Genomic DNA, 17,104 nt, shown 5'->3' with positions numbered 1-17,104 from the left:
TGATTTTCCTAGACCTTTGTAATAAACATGCCATGAAATTACTTCACTGGTTTTAAGCGATTTAAAAAATATACAATGAGACGGTTTATCCTAAAAAGAATCAAATTTCCCATTCTGGGAGACTCTTAATCATACCTTAGCTCAATACGTTGTGGTTGAATTTGCTCATCCATGCTTTTTCAATGGAAGTTAAGAATGTTCTTTTTTCAAACAAGAACAAGAAGATAAGGAATTGCCAGAAAAGAATACCATAATTGGCGTCTCCGAATATGCCGAATTCCGTAAAAGAATTGATCATTACAGGAATCACCATTGCGATAAAGAAATGGCCATAATCATTCCCTTTATTAATAAAAAAATTCCGGATGGTAAAAATCACCTGAAACAGCGCGATAAACAAGCCTACAAATCCTAAATTCATTAGCACTTGCATAAAAGTATTGTGGGTCATTTTACCCGGATAGGTATTCAATCCTTGAAAATAATCAGTATAATTAATCCGCATAAAACCATAGCCAAAAAATGGTTCTTTGATAATACCTTCATTCAATAGCGCAGTCCAAAACGGCAATCTACCGGTCATACTCATCACCTCTTCGACACCTCCACCATCTTTAAAAATGATCATATTGATAGCCAGTGGAGCGACAATAATCATCATAGCGAAAAGGGCAATTTTTAATTTTTTATTCTCAGATTTAAAGATTAACAAACCAATTATGAGCAGAAAACCAATTAATGAAGAGCGGCTAGAAGTCAATAAAAGAATAACCAAGGCACCGATCATTGCAAGGATCGGAAATATTTTTTGTTTACCCTTCACATCAATTAAATAAACATAAGCCAATGCTCCCAACATACTAGCCAACATCCCCAATTCATTTGGATTCATAATCCAACCTCCCAAACGAATCTCTTCCCCGCCTCTCATTTCACGGTAAAAGAAATCAGGCAGCACAAAAGAACCGATAATAAAGATGAGAATAATGGGGAAAATTGACTTGACAAAAAGTTGAACGAGGTTAATTTTCTTATGCGGATAAAAGATATTAACGGTATAAACAACAACAAAAAAGTAATAAACAAACACAAAACTCTCGAAGGTCATAAACCATTGTAATGCCGAATATTTTGGATCAGTTGACCAAGCAAAAGAAGCAAATCCAAGAATCAAATACAAAACGTATAAGATAAGCCCCATCGAATTCTTCAATTGCAAAATATTTACACATCCGTAAGACTTGAGTTTTCTTAAAATTAGGATGACAGTTAATGTCATTCCCACACGTAAAATCACCTTAAATATTTGTGTGATTATTTTAATATCCGTAATAGAAAAATAACCCGCAATTTTAATGAACAATACCAAACTTAGTATGCCGCCAATATTTCGAATAAGATATGGTTCCCTATCTTTTAACATAAGATGCCAACAAAGTATTTGCTATATTATTCCAATCGAACTCGGTTGCGACCATCTCTTCAATATTATTCTCTAACCTTTTTATCTCACCGCTTTGCTTCTTACTTTTCAATTCGTTTAAAGCCGCCACAAAATCAGTTACGTTTGGCGCGTCCAATATCCAGCCCGCGTCATATTTACGCAAATAATCACCCATATTGGTTTGTTCAGTTACAATAACGGGCACACCTACACTTCCAGCTTCAAGCACTACACCTGGCATGCCTTCATTACGAGAAAGTAAACACAATGCATCCCAAGTTGCAATTTGTTTTAATTTTTCATCACCAAACAAAGCTCCTTTAAATATAATCGCATCTTGCAACCCATAATCAGCGACCATTTTTTTAAATAATTTCTCTTCTCCTCCAGCACCAATCACCTCTACAATTATGGGCGTTTTTTCTACAAAGACTTTAATCCCTTTCAAAAAGACATCTAATCCTTTAGTACGTATATCAATTCGACCGATAAATCCAATTTTCAAGATACTTTCAGCCTCTTTAGATTGTTTTAAATGCCCGTACATTTTTTGTCCATTCGGCACCAACACCTCATTCGTTTTAAAATACTTATTCAAACCTTCCAATTCGGACGGCCCTAAAATCTGAGTACCAACAGCATTGTTCACGATACTTTTCTCACAAAACTGAATGAATACCTTTTTTTTAATGCTAGACTTTTTGAGTGCTATTAAATTATAGGCGCCATGTGGAGTGAAAAAATAAGGAATATTTAATTTCGTTAAATAACGTGCTATTTTCACAAATTGAGGAATAAATCCCCCATGAAAATGAATAATTGTCTCCCCTTTTTTTATTTTTTGAACAGCCGCTCTAATTGAAGAATTCATTTGAAACCAACCTGTATCCAAATATAAATTTGTTTTATAATTCCGCGCTGGATAATCGTGATAAAGATTATTCGTCAATCCCCAATAAGAAACATCAAACCCTAATTTTGATTGAGCAGAAGCGATACTATCAATCACCTTATTGACACCATTCAATCGATTAGGATTGGCTTTACCCAAACCAATATGTATTATTTTTAGGCCCATAATTTATCGCGTTTAATTGTTAATAGATACATTGATATATTCACAATTTGAAGTATTCCAAATCCCAATACAATACCATAAACTCCGAAGTTCATCAGCAATGGATAAGCAATGATCAACGATGTAATTGATGAGAGAATATATGCTTTAAAAATCCCACTATTTAATTGTAAAGTTTTAATTAGTATCTGTAAAATGGTATTGACAAACACCAAAATATACACCCCAATAAACATGTAAAATGCGTTGAGATATGTTAGATAAGTTGAGCCGTATAAGAACGCAATGATTTCAGCTCCAAAAAACGAAATCACTAGCAATAAAATTGCGTAAAGAAATCCAGCAAACAATGTTACTTTCTTTAAATAAGTAAACATGTGTACGCTGCTGTGATTTGACAATAAAAAAGATGCTTTAACAGGCACAACATTTTCTAACGTTAAGAATAGCACATGCAGCACACCCATAATATTCTGTAAAATTCGAACCGCACCTACTGCACTCAACCCTATCAAACTAGCCGCCATGGTTAACATGATATTTCCTGAAAACCACTGCAATAATGATGTTCCAATTAAGTACTTTGCATATTGCCAATTTACTCGAACAGGCATTTGATAAAAACTAAATGAAGTCGTTGCTTTCTCTTTAATTAAATAAAAGGTGATTTGCCCGAGAACAGCAGCGCCAGTCATCACAATCAAAATTGTATACAGCGTAAGCTCACCTTGTAGTGAAAGGATGAAAATTCCAAGAATTTGACTTAGATAGGTCACAGCATCAATAGTCACTACTTTTTGAATCTTCTCTTTCGCATAAAAATATTTACGATTCACTTCCTGCTTAACATAAAGCACAATTACAAGCGGGAACAATACGATCCCATTCGACAATTCAATATTAAACCAAGTTGTATACACATAGAACCCCAAATACAACAGGGGTAAAATGATCAATAACAAAACTGTCGCCAAGTGATTGTTTCGCGTCAAATATTCTGTTTTATTCGGTTGAGAATTCGATAATACTTGCGCTGGTAAACCGATAAAGGCATTAAATAAGCCGTGTAAAAAAAGGAAAATTATCCAAAACATGGTAAATTCTCCATACCCTTCCACACCAATATTCCTTGTAATAAGAATACCTAATGTGAAATTAGCACCACTTACAATCAGCTGATCAGCCAAGGGCAATATTTTTTTTCCCTTATTTAGCATACGTCGCAAAGTAATATTTCAATTTATTCCAAATCCCTTTTGGCACCTCACGGTAATGCAATTGCGCTCCATTAAAATTCCCTGAAAAACTTGTGGACTTATGCGCTCCATTTAAGACAATTTGCATTGCATTAAAATTAAAATCTTCTTGAATAACATCTACATTTGGCACATACTCTGCGTTGGTCACTTTGGTCCGCATCATGTATACACAAAGCTTCGAATATTTCAACATTGAAAGCGCTTCAGAAGAAATTATTGAGCCTGGTGTATCAATTAATACGATATCAAATTTAGATTGAATATCGTCCATTACGGCATCCATTTTTTTATGCGCAAGAACAAGATTTGCATCCTCTCTTTGTGGATCAATAGCAAGTGTATAAATTCCATTTTGAATTAAAGGAGCTGCTTTAAATTTCGCGGTTCCATTTTGCAATAAGTCCTGTAAAATAAAGTCTGCATCATTGATAAAATTCGCATTCATTGGATTTACATCTAGTATTGCGACATTATACCCCATACTTTGGAAAGTTTGTGCGATATTTTCTACAAAAAAGGACTTCCCTTCGTTCCTTGCGGCAGAAGTTACCGTCATGGTTAACTTCTCACCCTTTTGTTTCATTTTAAAAGTCGTAGCCAAAGCGATAAAATCCTTTTTGCGCACTGCTAAATCTTTTGTTTTTGTGATAATTCCAGCAAATGGTGTTGCCGTTAATTTTTCGATATCAACTTTATTGTGAATCTTACCACTTACTGCTTTCGATCCGAAGACAATTAAAATTCCGCCAAAAAGCCCTAAGAATCCACAGACAAAAGTGATCAACACTTTATTCGGCGAAACAGGTTCTGTAGCAGGTGTGGCAGGTTGAATGATACGGTGGAATGACATTAAAGCCGAAGATGCAATTTGTGCTTCTAATTTTTTCTGTGCTAAAAAAGTATAAACAGATTCGTTGATTTGAAAATCGCGTTCCAAAATTCGCAATTCCTTTTCTCTTGTTGGAATATGTGCGAATTGACCGCTCATTTCATCAATTGAACTTTCAATTTCCGCTTTTTTGGTTTGTATATTTCTTTTGTTTTGAACGATTGCTTCCTTCACATAATCCTCGATATCGTCAATTTTTTCTTGTACATTGATTAAACGCATATCATTCTCGGTATACTTCATTGACAAATCTCTCTTCTCATCCGTATACAATTTCAATTTCTTAACCAACTCTGTTAATAATAAGTCTCCAAACCCAAAATTAATGGCTGTTTTCTCGTAATAATCACCATTTGAAATGTAGCCTTCCAATTCTATTATCGACTCTTCTTCCATTTCTAGATTGATCAATTGCAATTTTAATTTAGAGATATCACGCAGACCTGTTTCAGTTTCTTGCAATGTATTCACTACATCGTGCGATTTCTTATATCCTTCTAATTTGTTTTCTGAAACACTTAGTACTTTTTGTAATTCGCTCATTCGTTCATCAATAAACGAAAGTGTTTTTGTTGCTGCAACCGATTTTGTATAGATATAATCATCTACATATACTTCACATAATTTAGTAGCAAAGTCAGCTGATAATTGCGCATCTTCAGATGTAATAACGACACGAATTACAGGAATTTCTTTATCCACTGCCTTCACATCCAATCGTTCATTAATAAATGAAATCCATTTATTTCTCGATTTAAACTCGAAGCTAAAAAGGCCATTTATTTCTAAATCCTTTTTAGCTAATATATCGGCATTCAATAGAATCGTCATTTCCTCACCATTCAACATAAACTTTTGACCAATTTTACCTTGTGTTAAACTTTCCTTTTCCTCATTTAACACTTTAAAATCAGCTTGATTCACTTCGATTAAGAATTTTTTATCCAATAAATTTGATCCTTCACGTTCAAATTCAAAAATAAAAGGGTTGTCTTTATAAAGACAAGATGTTTTAATTGAACCTACACGTGCTACTAACACATCCATTCTTAAAGCATCAACCGTTTTACCAATTAGCATTGGCGATTTTAAAATCTCAGCTTCTGTTTCAATTTTATTTTCCGAAGAGAACACATCAAAGTCCTCGTATAAATTATTCCCCGACATCCCATATTTTCTATCATCCAATTTAATTTTAGACATACTTTGGTATTTCGGTGTACTGTATTGAATTGCTTTACGTGCAATCAATAAACTCACGATCAAACATCCAATAATAATCGGCAAGCCTTTAAGCAAAGGAATAATCAATCGTTTTATGCGTTGCAATTCTTTCATAGCGCTTGTTTTATTCTGGCAATACAGAAATTAGTACACCCAACGAAGTAATTAAAGAGGCGAATGGAATCAAAACGGGCGCTTTCATTACTAAATTTTTTCCGCGTTTCGCTGGAATATATATGATATCGCCAGCTTGTAAAAAAATGTTTTTGGTTGAAAATTCTTTCAATTTTCGAAGATCCACTGTATAAGAGATCTCATTTCGAATGATCTGAACTTTTTTGGTATTGGCATAATATGTAAGACCTTGAGCTTTTCCTAAATACTCAACTAAGGTTGAAATTTCTTTTTCTAAAAGATAATTCCCTGGAGCATTCAACTCACCTAGCATCGTCACCTCTCTATTTAACACCCGCAATTCAACGATGGGATTCTTAATGTAAGTCCCTAAACTATCTTTTATTAATTCCTCTGCTTGATTTAGCGACATGCCACCAACAATTGTGGTGCCCATATAAGGAATTGCAGCGGTAGAATCCGATTCAATCAATACCCATTTTCCAAATGCCTCATTTGTATTGTAAATACTATAAACCGATCCGATACTTAAATCGTCATGGTTCCATATACTCACAGACAACTTGTCGTCTGGCGAGAGAATATGCTGATAATTATGCGTTAACAATTCGAATTGTAAAGAATCAGATTCTTTATATTTTGAAGCTTTAAAAATCTGCTCAGTCTTGCAACTTGAAATTAAAACTAAAGTCGTTATAAGGACAATTAATGTTTTCATGGGTATCGTTTTTTGAAGCTTAAAGTCCTAAGAATAATCCGCGGAATTTACTTTTAGCAACCAACTTAATTTTTTTACGAGCATTTGAAATTTGCTGACAGTCTTGCACAATTTTTTTCAATCTTATTTCTGTATCATCTGTATCCTTCAGCAAATAATCAGTAGCACCGAATCGCAATGAATTAATTGCAACCTTCATTTCTGTTTGACCAGACAACATTACAACATGAATATCTGGATAGGTTGATTTGATTTCTTTCAAAACCTCAAACCCGTTGGTATCACCCAAATGATAATCTAGAAAAATTATCTCAGGCTGTTTAAAAGCGTTATTAATACAATCCTGACCTGTTAAATACTTCTCAATTGTATAACCGCTAATTTCTCTCAATTTAGCTTCAACAATATTGGTGTAAAATTGGTTGTCGTCTACGATGAATATTCTTTCCATTTGATTAAGCTCTTTTTGCATCATTTTTGTGATTATTAATCTTGATTTGATTCGAAATTTTAACTAATTCATCTAAGAATTTACCCGAAAAGTTTACCCCATTCAATTGCGTTGTATCCGCAAGAATTTGATGTCCATCAGCAAATAATTGGCTTAGTATAATGACACGTTTAGTATAACCCGATTCTAAAACTTGATGTTTGATTGCATAAATCATCACGTTTTTTTGATGGTTTAATAAATCGTCAAAATAGAAATCAATGATTAAGTAATGTTCATCTTGCGCGATTTCCGCTAAGATTTGGTCTAGATCAATTGGTAAACGAACTACGCTTCCTTCAAGATCAGTTTTTAATTCCCAAAATTCTTGGGTAAAACTATTGTTACTGAAAATTTTTAACTCTTGCATATCGATTGTTTACATCGACATAGGCTGATATTGTGCCAACAAGATAAGTAACTGATTACCAGAAGTAGAATTCCAAACCTACACTTAAATCATTCCCAATATGGGACATTTTTCTAATTTCTGGAGCGAAAGATTTGGCTATGATTGCTTTAAATGATTTTTAGCTGCTGCGATTATATCTCCTAACCCTTCTAAAAAGGCATCTAATAATTCAGGAGATTGAACGAAATCCATTTGTTCAATTTTTCGAACGAGGTCTTTCATGTGAACATTCGACAAATAATCGATTGACGGTTTTATTTTATGTGCCAATTTACCGAGGAGATCTGCATCTTGTTCTGTTCTCATTTTTGCTATTGAAAGTTCGCCATCTTCAATAAAAATATCGAGTAACTTATTCACAAATTCACTATTACCCCGAGACATTTCAAACAACCTATTTACTGTAAAGATGGTTGAATCTGTATTTTCTTTACCTACTTCTTTAGATAAAATGTATTTTTCTGACTCTACATTTAATTTAAGTTGTCTAGATATTTTCTCTTTCAATTCTTGTTCTTTAAATGGTTTTGAGATATAATCATTCATTCCGATCGCCAAGCATCTTTCCTTTTCATTAGAAAGCGCATTTGCTGTAAAAGCAATGATCGGAACAGATGATTTCAACTCCCTTCGTATGATGTTTGTTGCTGCAAAACCGTCCATTATCGGCATCTGCATATCCATTAAAATGATATCGTAATTTTTTTCTAAAAGAATTTCAATCGCTTCCTCTCCGTTTTCAGCGATATCGGTTGAGGCATTCCATCTTTTAAGTGTTTCTTTAAGTACAAACTGATTTAAATGATTGTCCTCGACGGTTAAAATCTTAACATTTTCCCAATTCAATTCATCTTCAAAATCAACAGACTCTTCAATTAAATCATATTGTTGAATCGGTTCGAATCCCAGTATAACTGTAAATATTGAGCCTGCTCCCAAAGTCGATTCGACATAAATATCACCACCTAGAAAAGCAACTAATTTTTTACAAATACTTAGTCCCAATCCAGTACCACCAAATACTTTTGATATCGTATTATCTTCTTGATTAAAATCTTCAAAAATAGACAAAAGTGCATCTGGAGCAATCCCTTTACCCGTATCTATTACTTGGAATTTAAGCGTATGTAGTTCGTTTTCGTCGGCTATTTTTTCAATTCGAATTTCAACCAGACCTTTGGCAGTGAATTTAACAGCATTATTGACCAGGTTGGTTAAAATTTGAGTCAATTTTAATTCATCACCTTTATAATAATCAGATAAATCATCTTGAATATTCAAACTAATCTGAAGCCCCTTCTCTTCGGCTAAGTATGCCGATGATGAAATAATGGTAGACATTGTTTGCCTTAAATCGAAGGATTCCATATTCAATTCGAGCTTACCACTTGCTATTTTAGAGAGATCCAAAATATCATTCACCAATAAAAGCAATCCTTGCCCTGCATTGTAAATATTGGACGCAAAAGCCGTTTGTACATCATTTAAATCCGTATCTCTTAAGAGACCCGACAATCCAATAACTGCATTCAAAGGCGTTCGAATTTCATGACTCATATTTGCCAAGAAAAGCTCTTTCGCTTTAGAAGACTCTTCCGCCAATCGATTGGCTTGTTTCAAGTCTTGTTCAATTCTTTTACGTGAAGAGATATCAAGATGAATGGCTATTGCTCCAATAATTTTTCCATTTCTATTTTTAAAAGGCGCACCACTCATAATTACCCATGTATAGGAACCATCTTTCTTTTTAATCTGGACCTCGTATACTGAAGCTTCACTTTCTCCTCTATTGATCTCTTGCGCTTCCATTTTTTCAGGCGAATCAGGATGCAATAAAAATTGGCTGTGATTTTTCCCTATTAAATCTTCCTTTTTATAACCTGTCATGGCGCAGAAAGAAGGGTAAACCTTTGTAATATTCTCTTCTACATCAACCTCTAACAAGCCTAATTCTAGATTTTCGAGAATACTTCTATATTTTTCTTCGCTATAAATAATCGCATCTTCAATTGTCACCCTTTCACTAACATCTCTGACATTATCAATTGAACCTGATATCTCACCGTTTTCATAAGTTGCAGTCGAATTCACTTCAACATTTATTATGCGGTTATTCTTACTTATAATGCGACCGTTATAATTGGTATAATAACCTTCTTTTTTCAATTTTTCAAAATACGCTTTCGACTTTTCTGCGTCATCGGGATGTATAATTTGTTGAACTGACATAGCGCTCAACTCCTCATTCGTATACCCTAACATTTTTATCATTTTCGAATTCCATTCAACGAAATTTCCATTGACATCGACACGCATCATTCCATCGAATGCGCCTTCAAACATTTTCTTGTACTTCTCTTCACTTCTACGCAGTTCATTATCACTTTTAACACGCTCCGTAATATTCCTTGAAACCGCTAAAAAACCTATAGGTTTATTGTTTTCATGGATGAGTTGTGTATTCTGACCCAACCATATTTCTTCTTCAGTCTTCGTTTTTAATTTGTACTCAAAATAAGCGCTCTCTATATTATTTTCAACTTGATTGTGATACAATTTGGCCATCCCCTCATGAAAAGCTTCATCGACAAATGCCGTATAATGCGTTCCTATAATTTCACTTACAGTAAGACCCGTAATGAGTTCTCCGGTATGATTTACAAATGTAAAATGACCATTGATATCCGTTTGAAAAATTATATCATTGGCCGATTCGACCAAATGGCGATACATTTTCTCTGTCTCTTTGATTTGAGCTGTTCGTATCTCAAGTGTTTCTTCGAGATTGGCGTTGCTTGTGATTAACTCATTATTCGCTTGGTACAATTCAAGTGCTTTATCTTCAAGAATTTTTTCGGCTGCTTTACGGGCAGCTTTTTCCCTTGCGAGTGCGAGTTTATAATATTTTATATCGTCCTCCAAAACTATTTTCTTTGAAGACTTATTATTACTTTTTTTCCTCCTTCTTCTTCCTTCACAATCGCGACTTCCATTTCCTCTTTATAATAAGCAGATGCTCCGAGAATCAGTCCAATTGCAAAGTGTGCCATTTTTCTGGATGATTCATAAATTAGTTGCATTTCATCATTACCTTTCAGGGCAGCTGTAAAACGTGGTAATTCTGCATCAGGATAGAGTTTTAATACCTCTGGATGAATATAACCGTCAATGGAATTGAGGAAAGTAAACAAATCATTTTTATCCATGAATTGCGGATAGTTCACGCTTAAAACCTTGAAGAAAAATCGTCCATATTCGGTCAATAAGTCTGGAACAGGTATACTTTTCAGTTCGGATAGTTTTTCAACCATCTCAAACATTTCTTTATGATTATAGGTTCCAACAGCAGTATATACACCGTTTGTTGCCAAATTACAGCTGTCGATAATTTCTTGCACGGTTTTTAGTCCGAATTTTTCCTCTACAAGTTCTAAAAATTCAGTGAATACAATTCCTTTCATAATCTACTCTTTAAGCTTTAATTTCATTCGCTTGAATCATTCGATAAATCGTTGACTTACCGACATCTAATGCAGCTGCTGCTTTGATAACATTCCCATTAAATTTATTCAGGTAATGTTGTACAATTTTATTCGTATAATCTTTTAAAGTCCTTTCAACATCCAATAAATCACCTAAATCACCACCACTTGTATGCAACATAATATCAGTTGCATCAATTACATCACCTTCCGTCATTACAGAACTTAATTCAATCAAAGCTTTTAGCTCTCGCACATTTCCCGGGAATGAATAAGCCAACAATTTCTTCTCAGCTGAGGGACTTAATTTTTGAATTGGTTTGCCATTCTTCTTACAAAAATCTTCAAGAAAAAATTCGGCTATTAAAACGATATCCTTCCCCCTATCTCTCAAAGGCGGCAATTCGATTGGTAAACCAAGAAGACGATAATACAAATCTTGTCTAAAGTTTCCTGCTTTAACCTCTTGCAATAAATTTTTATGCGTTGCGACTACAACCCGCAGGTTCAATTTTACTTTTTGCGTACCACCAACACGAATAATTTCTTTTTCTTGCAATGCTCTCAGTAATTTGGCCTGCATATTCAAGTCCATTTCACCAATTTCATCTAAGAATAAAGTACCATTATTCGCTTCTTCAAATTTCCCAATTCTTCGCGTGGCAGCTCCTGTAAAAGCGCCTTTTTCGTGGCCAAACAATTCACTCTCCACCAAATCCCTAGGAATGGCAGTAACATTAACAGCAACAAATGGTTTATCTTTTTTTGGAGAATTATAATGAATGGATTTAGCAACAACCTCTTTACCTGTTCCTGTTTCGCCAGTTATGGAGACCGTTATATCTGCATTTGCTGCCTTTTCTATCATCTTAAAAACAGACTGCATTTCAGCGCTCTCTCCGATAAATGCATTTTTAGGCGCAAATTTCGATTGAACTTCTGCTTTTAAGGTCTTCAATTCAGACTTTAAGGCATCTTTCTCTTTAACTTTAAGGACAGTATTCCACAATCTAGTAGTCGTATCCTCGTCTTTAATAATATAATCGTATGCCCCAAGTTTTAATAATAAAACGGCCGTTGCAACATCTTCTTGACCAGAAATTATAATGACTTCTGTATTGGGAAATTTGGCTTTAATCTTGCTCAACATTTCATCCCCTTTTAAACCTGGCATTGAGTAATCTAAACAAATTAAATTGGGTTCAATTTTAACCTTATTCAGGAAAGTTAAACCATCCTCATACCATTTAACAAGGTATTCGGGATTTAATTCAAGATGATGTTTTAGCACTTCAGCGTACCATCTATCATCTTCAATTATTACAATTCTATAATCACTCATAATCTAATTTCGGGTCAATACTTAGATCTCTAAATTTACAATTAAATTTTAAATTCAGTTACCAAAAAGGTTGATTGAACGAACTAAATCGACGAATGACTCAACGACAGTATTTTAGCAAAAAGAGGATGCAATCAGATAATACTCAACTATAAACCTTTATAATACGACCAAAGATCCTTCTAATTTTTTCAATTGCATTTCGGCAATTTTCGCATCAAACATGGCATTTGTTAGGTTCACTCTTGCATTTATCAAGTTCAATTGAGCCTGTCTAAAATCAATTGAATTAACCTGTCCTAAATTGTATTGTTCTTGCGTTTTTAAGAAATTTTGATTGCTCACTTCGACATTCATTTCTTCCGAATTAATAATGATCAATTGGTTGAGATAAGTTGCCCAAGTATTTGCCAATTCGTTGTTTAAATTTAACTCAACTTGACTTTTATATAAGACTTGATTTTCGGCTAGAATTCGCGCATTTTGAACCTTAGTACTTGTTGCACCACCATCAAAAACATTCCAGCTTAAACTCAAACCTGCATTCAAGCCCGTTGCATTTTGCGTCGCAAATAACGAAGTAGGTCCGTAATTACCATTGTTTAAACCGTACCCAACATTCGTAGAGACTGTCGGCATCCAACCTGCTTGATTAATTTTCACATCGTAAAGCGCCAATTCTTTATTCAATTCGTATTGCTTAGCCGTATTGTTATTTTGGTTCATATTTTCATTAATCGTCGCCAAATTCAGCTGAGCATTTACGGCTACCGTATCTTCTACAGCAAATGACTGGTCAATAGGAAGACCCAATAAATAATTCAAGGTTCTTTTCGCGTTATCCAAAGCAATTTGACCATTGACTAAATTCAGAGAATCATTGTTCACATCCACCTTTGCGTTTAGCACATCCAAATTCGTTTTTTGACCATATTTCATTTGATACTCGGTACGTACTAATCTGTTTTTTGAAATTTCAAAAGACTCTTTAAAGATGTTCAGATTCACCGTGTATTTAGCAATATTATAATAGGTAGTATAAACATTTAGAATGGTATTGTCAATTTGAATTTGCTTTTGAACCGTTGCCAAATCGTAAGCTGTCTTGAGTTTATCAAAATTATGTTTCCGTGACATACCTTGATACAAGACATAATTCAAACCAATGGATGCATTATAGGTTGTAGACTCAATTCCATCTATATCCTGTTCTTCCCCAGTTTGGGTAACAACATGTGCATTGTTATTGGCATAGTTCCCTCCTGCGCTGACCGCAACAGTTGGCAGAAAACCAGTATTTTTTATGTCTTGATTATTGTCTGCAACCATCAAATTATTTTCAGTAATTTGTATGTCGTAGTTTTTTTCCAAAGCGATGGCAATCGCATCATCAATAAGTAAGACTTCTTGTGCATTTACCGTTATGCTTAGGCATAAAATAAAACAAGTTTTTATTATATTTTTCATCATCTGAATTTTAATGTTCTTTTTCTGATTCAATTTCTTTTACTGCTCTTTCAACCGACTCGTTCGTTGGTCTTTTACCTTCCCAAAAATGGATCATATTCACTTTAAATCCGTTGGTATAAGATAATAAAATCGGCAATAATATTAATGTCAATACAGTAGCAATAGCAATACCATAAGCGATAGAAATGGCCATTGGAATTAAGAATTGGGCTTGTAAACTTTTCTCAAAGAAGATTAAAGGTGCCAATCCGGCAATTGTGGTAATAGAGGTTAAGAAAATAGCTCTAAATCTCGATTTTCCAGCCTCCACTAGCGCAGCATCAAAGGTCATTCCTTCTTTAAGGTTGATATTAAATTTACTGATCAATACCAATCCATCATTCACCATAATTCCAATTAAGGCGATAATACCCAACATGGATAAGATATTAATTGGGAAATCGTGGATATAATGCCCCCAACCAATACCAATTAAACTGAATGGTACCATAAGCAATAAAATGATTGGTTGTGAATAACTTCGGAAAGTAAAGGCAATCACAAAATAAATTAATAACAGAATAACAGGGCCGGCCACTTTAGCTGAATTCATCACCTTGGCAGCTTCTCTATTTTGACCTTCATAAGAGGCAGAAACGGTAGGATGTTTTGCAAAAATTTCAGGTAATATTTCATTCTTAATATTGCTCATAAAGTCAGTCGCACTGGCTTTACTATTCTTCATATCTGCCGAAATTTGAATTTCTCTTTGCCCTTCTAGGTGATTGATTGTAATCTCACCCCGTTCGATTGTATAAGATGCAATTTCACTGAAAGGAATTCGTTCACCTGCACCTGTTAGGATACGCATATCATCAAGGTTTTTAATTGAAGTTCTTTCACTCTCCAAATACCTCACCCAAATTTTAATTTCATCTTGTCCTCTTTGAAAACGTTGCACTTGATTACCAAAGAAAGCAGATCGCACTTGAAACATTACATCGTTTAAAGTCAAGCCTAAGAGATAAGCATTGGGTTTTAAATCAATCTTTATTTCCTTAATCCCTTGCGGGTCGTTGTCCGTAATATCTTTTAATCCTTCTATTTGCAGCATTGCGGACTTCAACTCATTCTTTGCTGATTTCAATTCAGCTACATTATTCCCCAATAAGGAAACAGAAACTGGACTTCCACCAAATTGAGAACCCGAACCGAATACCAGCGACTCAACTCCGTAGAATTCACCTGCGAGATCTTGAATTTCCTTCGTCAATTCTGGCGCTGAAAAATCCCTCAACTCACCTTGCAAAAGGTTGATATCTAATTTTGCCGTCGCACTTCCTGGACCGATTGATTTAATAATATTTAGCACAACAGAATCACCTGTACTTTGCAAGTCCAAATATTTTTCATTCACTTCCCAAGCCTTCTCTTCGATAATAGAAATGATAGAATCGGTAGTATTCACATTCGTTCCCTGAGGCATGGTTAAACTGATAGATATTCTATCACTCGCAATCTCTGGGAAGAAAGTCGTACGAATAATGCCACCACTTATACCACCTACAGTAATTAGAAATAGCGCAATTAAAATCGTTAAACTAATGAATCTATTCTTTACTGTAAAATTCAATACAGGCACATATAAAGTATCCCTTAGATAAACCATTACCTTTTCTGCAACAACATTAAATTTAAACGGCTTTGCGTCTCTATTTAAAGTTTTAGAATGTGCAATATGGGCGGGCAGAATGACCAGCGCTTCCAATAATGAGATTCCTAAAGTTAATAAAACAATGATGGAGACCTCGCCGAAGAATTGCCCGAGTCGACCATCCAAAAACAAGAAGGTGGAGAAGGCGAGAATAGTTGTAACAACGGCAGAAAAAATAGGAGGAACAACCTCTAAAGTTCCATCAATCGCAGCACGAATTGGGGTTTTACCTTTTTCGTAGTGGGCATAAATATTTTCAGCAATCACAATTCCATCATCCACTAAAATTCCGATTACGATTATCATTCCGAATAAAGACAATACATTAATCGTTACATCAAATTGACCGGCGAAAGTGAACATGCCTAAAAAGGAAACTGGCAGACCAAATGCTACCCAAAAAGCCAATCTCGGCTTTAAGAAAAGTGCCAATATAATCAATACCAACAACATCCCTTGCCAAGCATTTCTAAGCAATAATTCTGTTCGTTGATTCAAGGTAATTGACGAATCTGAAATTACTGCCAATTTAATCTCTTCATTGTTTTCGTTATAATCAGCGATATATTCAATTACTTTTTCAGCGGTAGAAATTAAATCCTCACTATTGGTATTATTGATTACAATTCGAACGGAATTATTCCCATTAAAAGCTAGACTATTGGGTGTATCATTAAATCGATCTCTAATTTCAGCGACATCCTTTAATCTAATAATGTTGCCATTTTGATCGGCCTTCACGACAATATTATTCAATTCACTTGCATAATAAGCACGATGTGAAGCTCGAATTAAATACTCCTCTTCCACTGTTTTGATAGAACCACCCGTCGTTAAAAGCGTATTATTTGAAACAGCGCTTGCTACTTGCGAAAAACTCAAATTATAAGCACGCATATCAGCTTCTCTCACGGCGATTTCAATCTCTTCGTCAGGATAACCACTGATTGTAACCATGGAAATGCCATCCATTAATCGCAATTCCTTTTCGATGGCTTGCGCCTTTTGCTTCAGCGTGAATAATGGTACGTTTTGACCTTCTACTACAAAGGAAATAGTTTCCCTTGAGGCTTCTTGTTTTGCAATAATGGGTGGTTCCATTCCAGATGGAAAACTTGGTACTTTATCCACCGCATTTTTCACATCTGCTAGAATGATATCTACATCATATTCTCGGTAAGTTTCAACGGTAATGACTGCCGCATTCTCATTCGATTTGGACGTAACTCGATCGATACCTTCCAAACCTTTAAGGTTGTCCTCAATTTTCAATACGACCCCTTCTTCCATTTCTTGAGGAGATGCCCCAGGATAATTTAAAGTGATCACAATAATATTCGATTCGGAAAGAGGGAAGAAAGAAGAAGTCAAAGATTTGTATCCAAGGATACCAAAAATTGCAAATGCAATAATGATAATATTTACACCAATAGGATACTTGATAAAGTAAGATATTATTTTTCTCATG

Annotated in this window: 12 protein-coding genes; all 12 read right to left on the bottom strand. The window is 34.7% G+C overall.

All coding sequences use genetic code 11. The annotated features are described in order from the left end of the window. Positions 1-136: 136 nt before the first annotated feature. The 12 genes from T367_RS0106040 to T367_RS0105985 all read right to left on the bottom strand — a co-directional run bounded on the left by T367_RS0106040 (position 137) and on the right by T367_RS0105985 (position 17,103). On the bottom strand, positions 137-1,423 hold the full coding sequence (locus tag T367_RS0106040) for an O-antigen ligase family protein (RefSeq protein ID WP_027419032.1): 1,287 nt from the start codon (positions 1,421-1,423) through the stop codon (positions 137-139). Further along, positions 1,410-2,522, bottom strand: a complete 1,113-nt coding sequence (locus T367_RS0106035; protein ID WP_027419031.1) for a glycosyltransferase — start codon at positions 2,520-2,522, stop codon at positions 1,410-1,412. The genes T367_RS0106040 and T367_RS0106035 overlap by 14 nt, the downstream gene beginning before the upstream one ends. Next, positions 2,513-3,739, bottom strand: coding sequence for a lipopolysaccharide biosynthesis protein (locus T367_RS0106030; RefSeq protein WP_027419030.1), 1,227 nt, complete (start codon positions 3,737-3,739; stop codon positions 2,513-2,515). The genes T367_RS0106035 and T367_RS0106030 overlap by 10 nt, the downstream gene beginning before the upstream one ends. After that, entirely contained in the window at positions 3,729-6,008 is a 2,280-nt protein-coding gene (locus tag T367_RS0106025; RefSeq protein ID WP_027419029.1) for an exopolysaccharide transport family protein, read from the bottom strand. Before T367_RS0106025 ends, T367_RS0106030 begins: the two co-directional genes overlap by 11 nt. Positions 6,009-6,018: 10 nt before the next feature. Further along, a complete protein-coding gene (locus T367_RS0106020; RefSeq protein ID WP_027419028.1) occupies positions 6,019-6,747 on the bottom strand; it encodes a polysaccharide biosynthesis/export family protein in 729 nt (242 codons plus the stop codon). Between the two features lie 19 nt (positions 6,748-6,766). Beyond that, complete coding sequence (locus tag T367_RS21580) at positions 6,767-7,198, bottom strand: response regulator (protein ID WP_169736031.1); 432 nt, start codon at positions 7,196-7,198, stop codon at positions 6,767-6,769. A 4-nt stretch (positions 7,199-7,202) separates the two neighbouring features. After that, complete coding sequence (locus tag T367_RS0106010; RefSeq protein WP_027419027.1) at positions 7,203-7,607, bottom strand: hypothetical protein; 405 nt, start codon at positions 7,605-7,607, stop codon at positions 7,203-7,205. 138 nt (positions 7,608-7,745) lie between these two features. Further along, positions 7,746-10,571 carry a PAS domain-containing hybrid sensor histidine kinase/response regulator gene (locus T367_RS0106005; RefSeq protein WP_027419026.1) on the bottom strand — a complete coding sequence of 942 codons (2,826 nt, stop codon included), beginning with the start codon at positions 10,569-10,571 and terminating at the stop codon, positions 7,746-7,748. A 2-nt stretch (positions 10,572-10,573) separates the two neighbouring features. Then, on the bottom strand, positions 10,574-11,110 hold the full coding sequence (locus tag T367_RS0106000; protein WP_027419025.1) for a heme NO-binding domain-containing protein: 537 nt from the start codon (positions 11,108-11,110) through the stop codon (positions 10,574-10,576). A gap of 10 nt (positions 11,111-11,120) precedes the next feature. After that, positions 11,121-12,473, bottom strand: a complete 1,353-nt coding sequence (locus T367_RS0105995; protein WP_027419024.1) for a sigma-54-dependent transcriptional regulator — start codon at positions 12,471-12,473, stop codon at positions 11,121-11,123. Positions 12,474-12,632: 159 nt separating this feature from the next. Beyond that, the gene (locus T367_RS0105990) at positions 12,633-13,940 is read right to left on the bottom strand and encodes a TolC family protein (RefSeq protein WP_169736030.1); all 1,308 of its coding nucleotides are present in this window, start codon (positions 13,938-13,940) and stop codon (positions 12,633-12,635) included. A 10-nt stretch (positions 13,941-13,950) separates the two neighbouring features. Then, the gene (locus T367_RS0105985; protein ID WP_027419022.1) at positions 13,951-17,103 is read right to left on the bottom strand and encodes an efflux RND transporter permease subunit; all 3,153 of its coding nucleotides are present in this window, start codon (positions 17,101-17,103) and stop codon (positions 13,951-13,953) included. Between the last annotated feature and the right edge of the window lies 1 nt (position 17,104).

It is taken from the genome of Crocinitomix catalasitica ATCC 23190 (assembly GCF_000621625.1).
Lineage (GTDB): Bacteria > Bacteroidota > Bacteroidia > Flavobacteriales_D > Crocinitomicaceae > Crocinitomix > Crocinitomix catalasitica.
Note: the sequence above shows the minus strand (reverse complement) of the source record. Positions and strands in the feature narration are given on the sequence as shown.

Coding starts and splice junctions, on each gene's coding strand:
- T367_RS0106040 (WP_027419032.1), bottom strand. CDS start 1,423: ATGTTAAAAGATAGGGAACCATATCTTATTCGAAATATTGGCGGCATA.
- T367_RS0106035 (WP_027419031.1), bottom strand. CDS start 2,522: ATGGGCCTAAAAATAATACATATTGGTTTGGGTAAAGCCAATCCTAAT.
- T367_RS0106030 (WP_027419030.1), bottom strand. CDS start 3,739: ATGCTAAATAAGGGAAAAAAAATATTGCCCTTGGCTGATCAGCTGATT.
- T367_RS0106025 (WP_027419029.1), bottom strand. CDS start 6,008: ATGAAAGAATTGCAACGCATAAAACGATTGATTATTCCTTTGCTTAAA.
- T367_RS0106020 (WP_027419028.1), bottom strand. CDS start 6,747: ATGAAAACATTAATTGTCCTTATAACGACTTTAGTTTTAATTTCAAGT.
- T367_RS21580 (WP_169736031.1), bottom strand. CDS start 7,198: ATGGAAAGAATATTCATCGTAGACGACAACCAATTTTACACCAATATT.
- T367_RS0106010 (WP_027419027.1), bottom strand. CDS start 7,607: ATGCAAGAGTTAAAAATTTTCAGTAACAATAGTTTTACCCAAGAATTT.
- T367_RS0106000 (WP_027419025.1), bottom strand. CDS start 11,110: ATGAAAGGAATTGTATTCACTGAATTTTTAGAACTTGTAGAGGAAAAA.
- T367_RS0105995 (WP_027419024.1), bottom strand. CDS start 12,473: ATGAGTGATTATAGAATTGTAATAATTGAAGATGATAGATGGTACGCT.
- T367_RS0105990 (WP_169736030.1), bottom strand. CDS start 13,940: ATGAAAAATATAATAAAAACTTGTTTTATTTTATGCCTAAGCATAACG.
- T367_RS0105985 (WP_027419022.1), bottom strand. CDS start 17,103: ATGAGAAAAATAATATCTTACTTTATCAAGTATCCTATTGGTGTAAAT.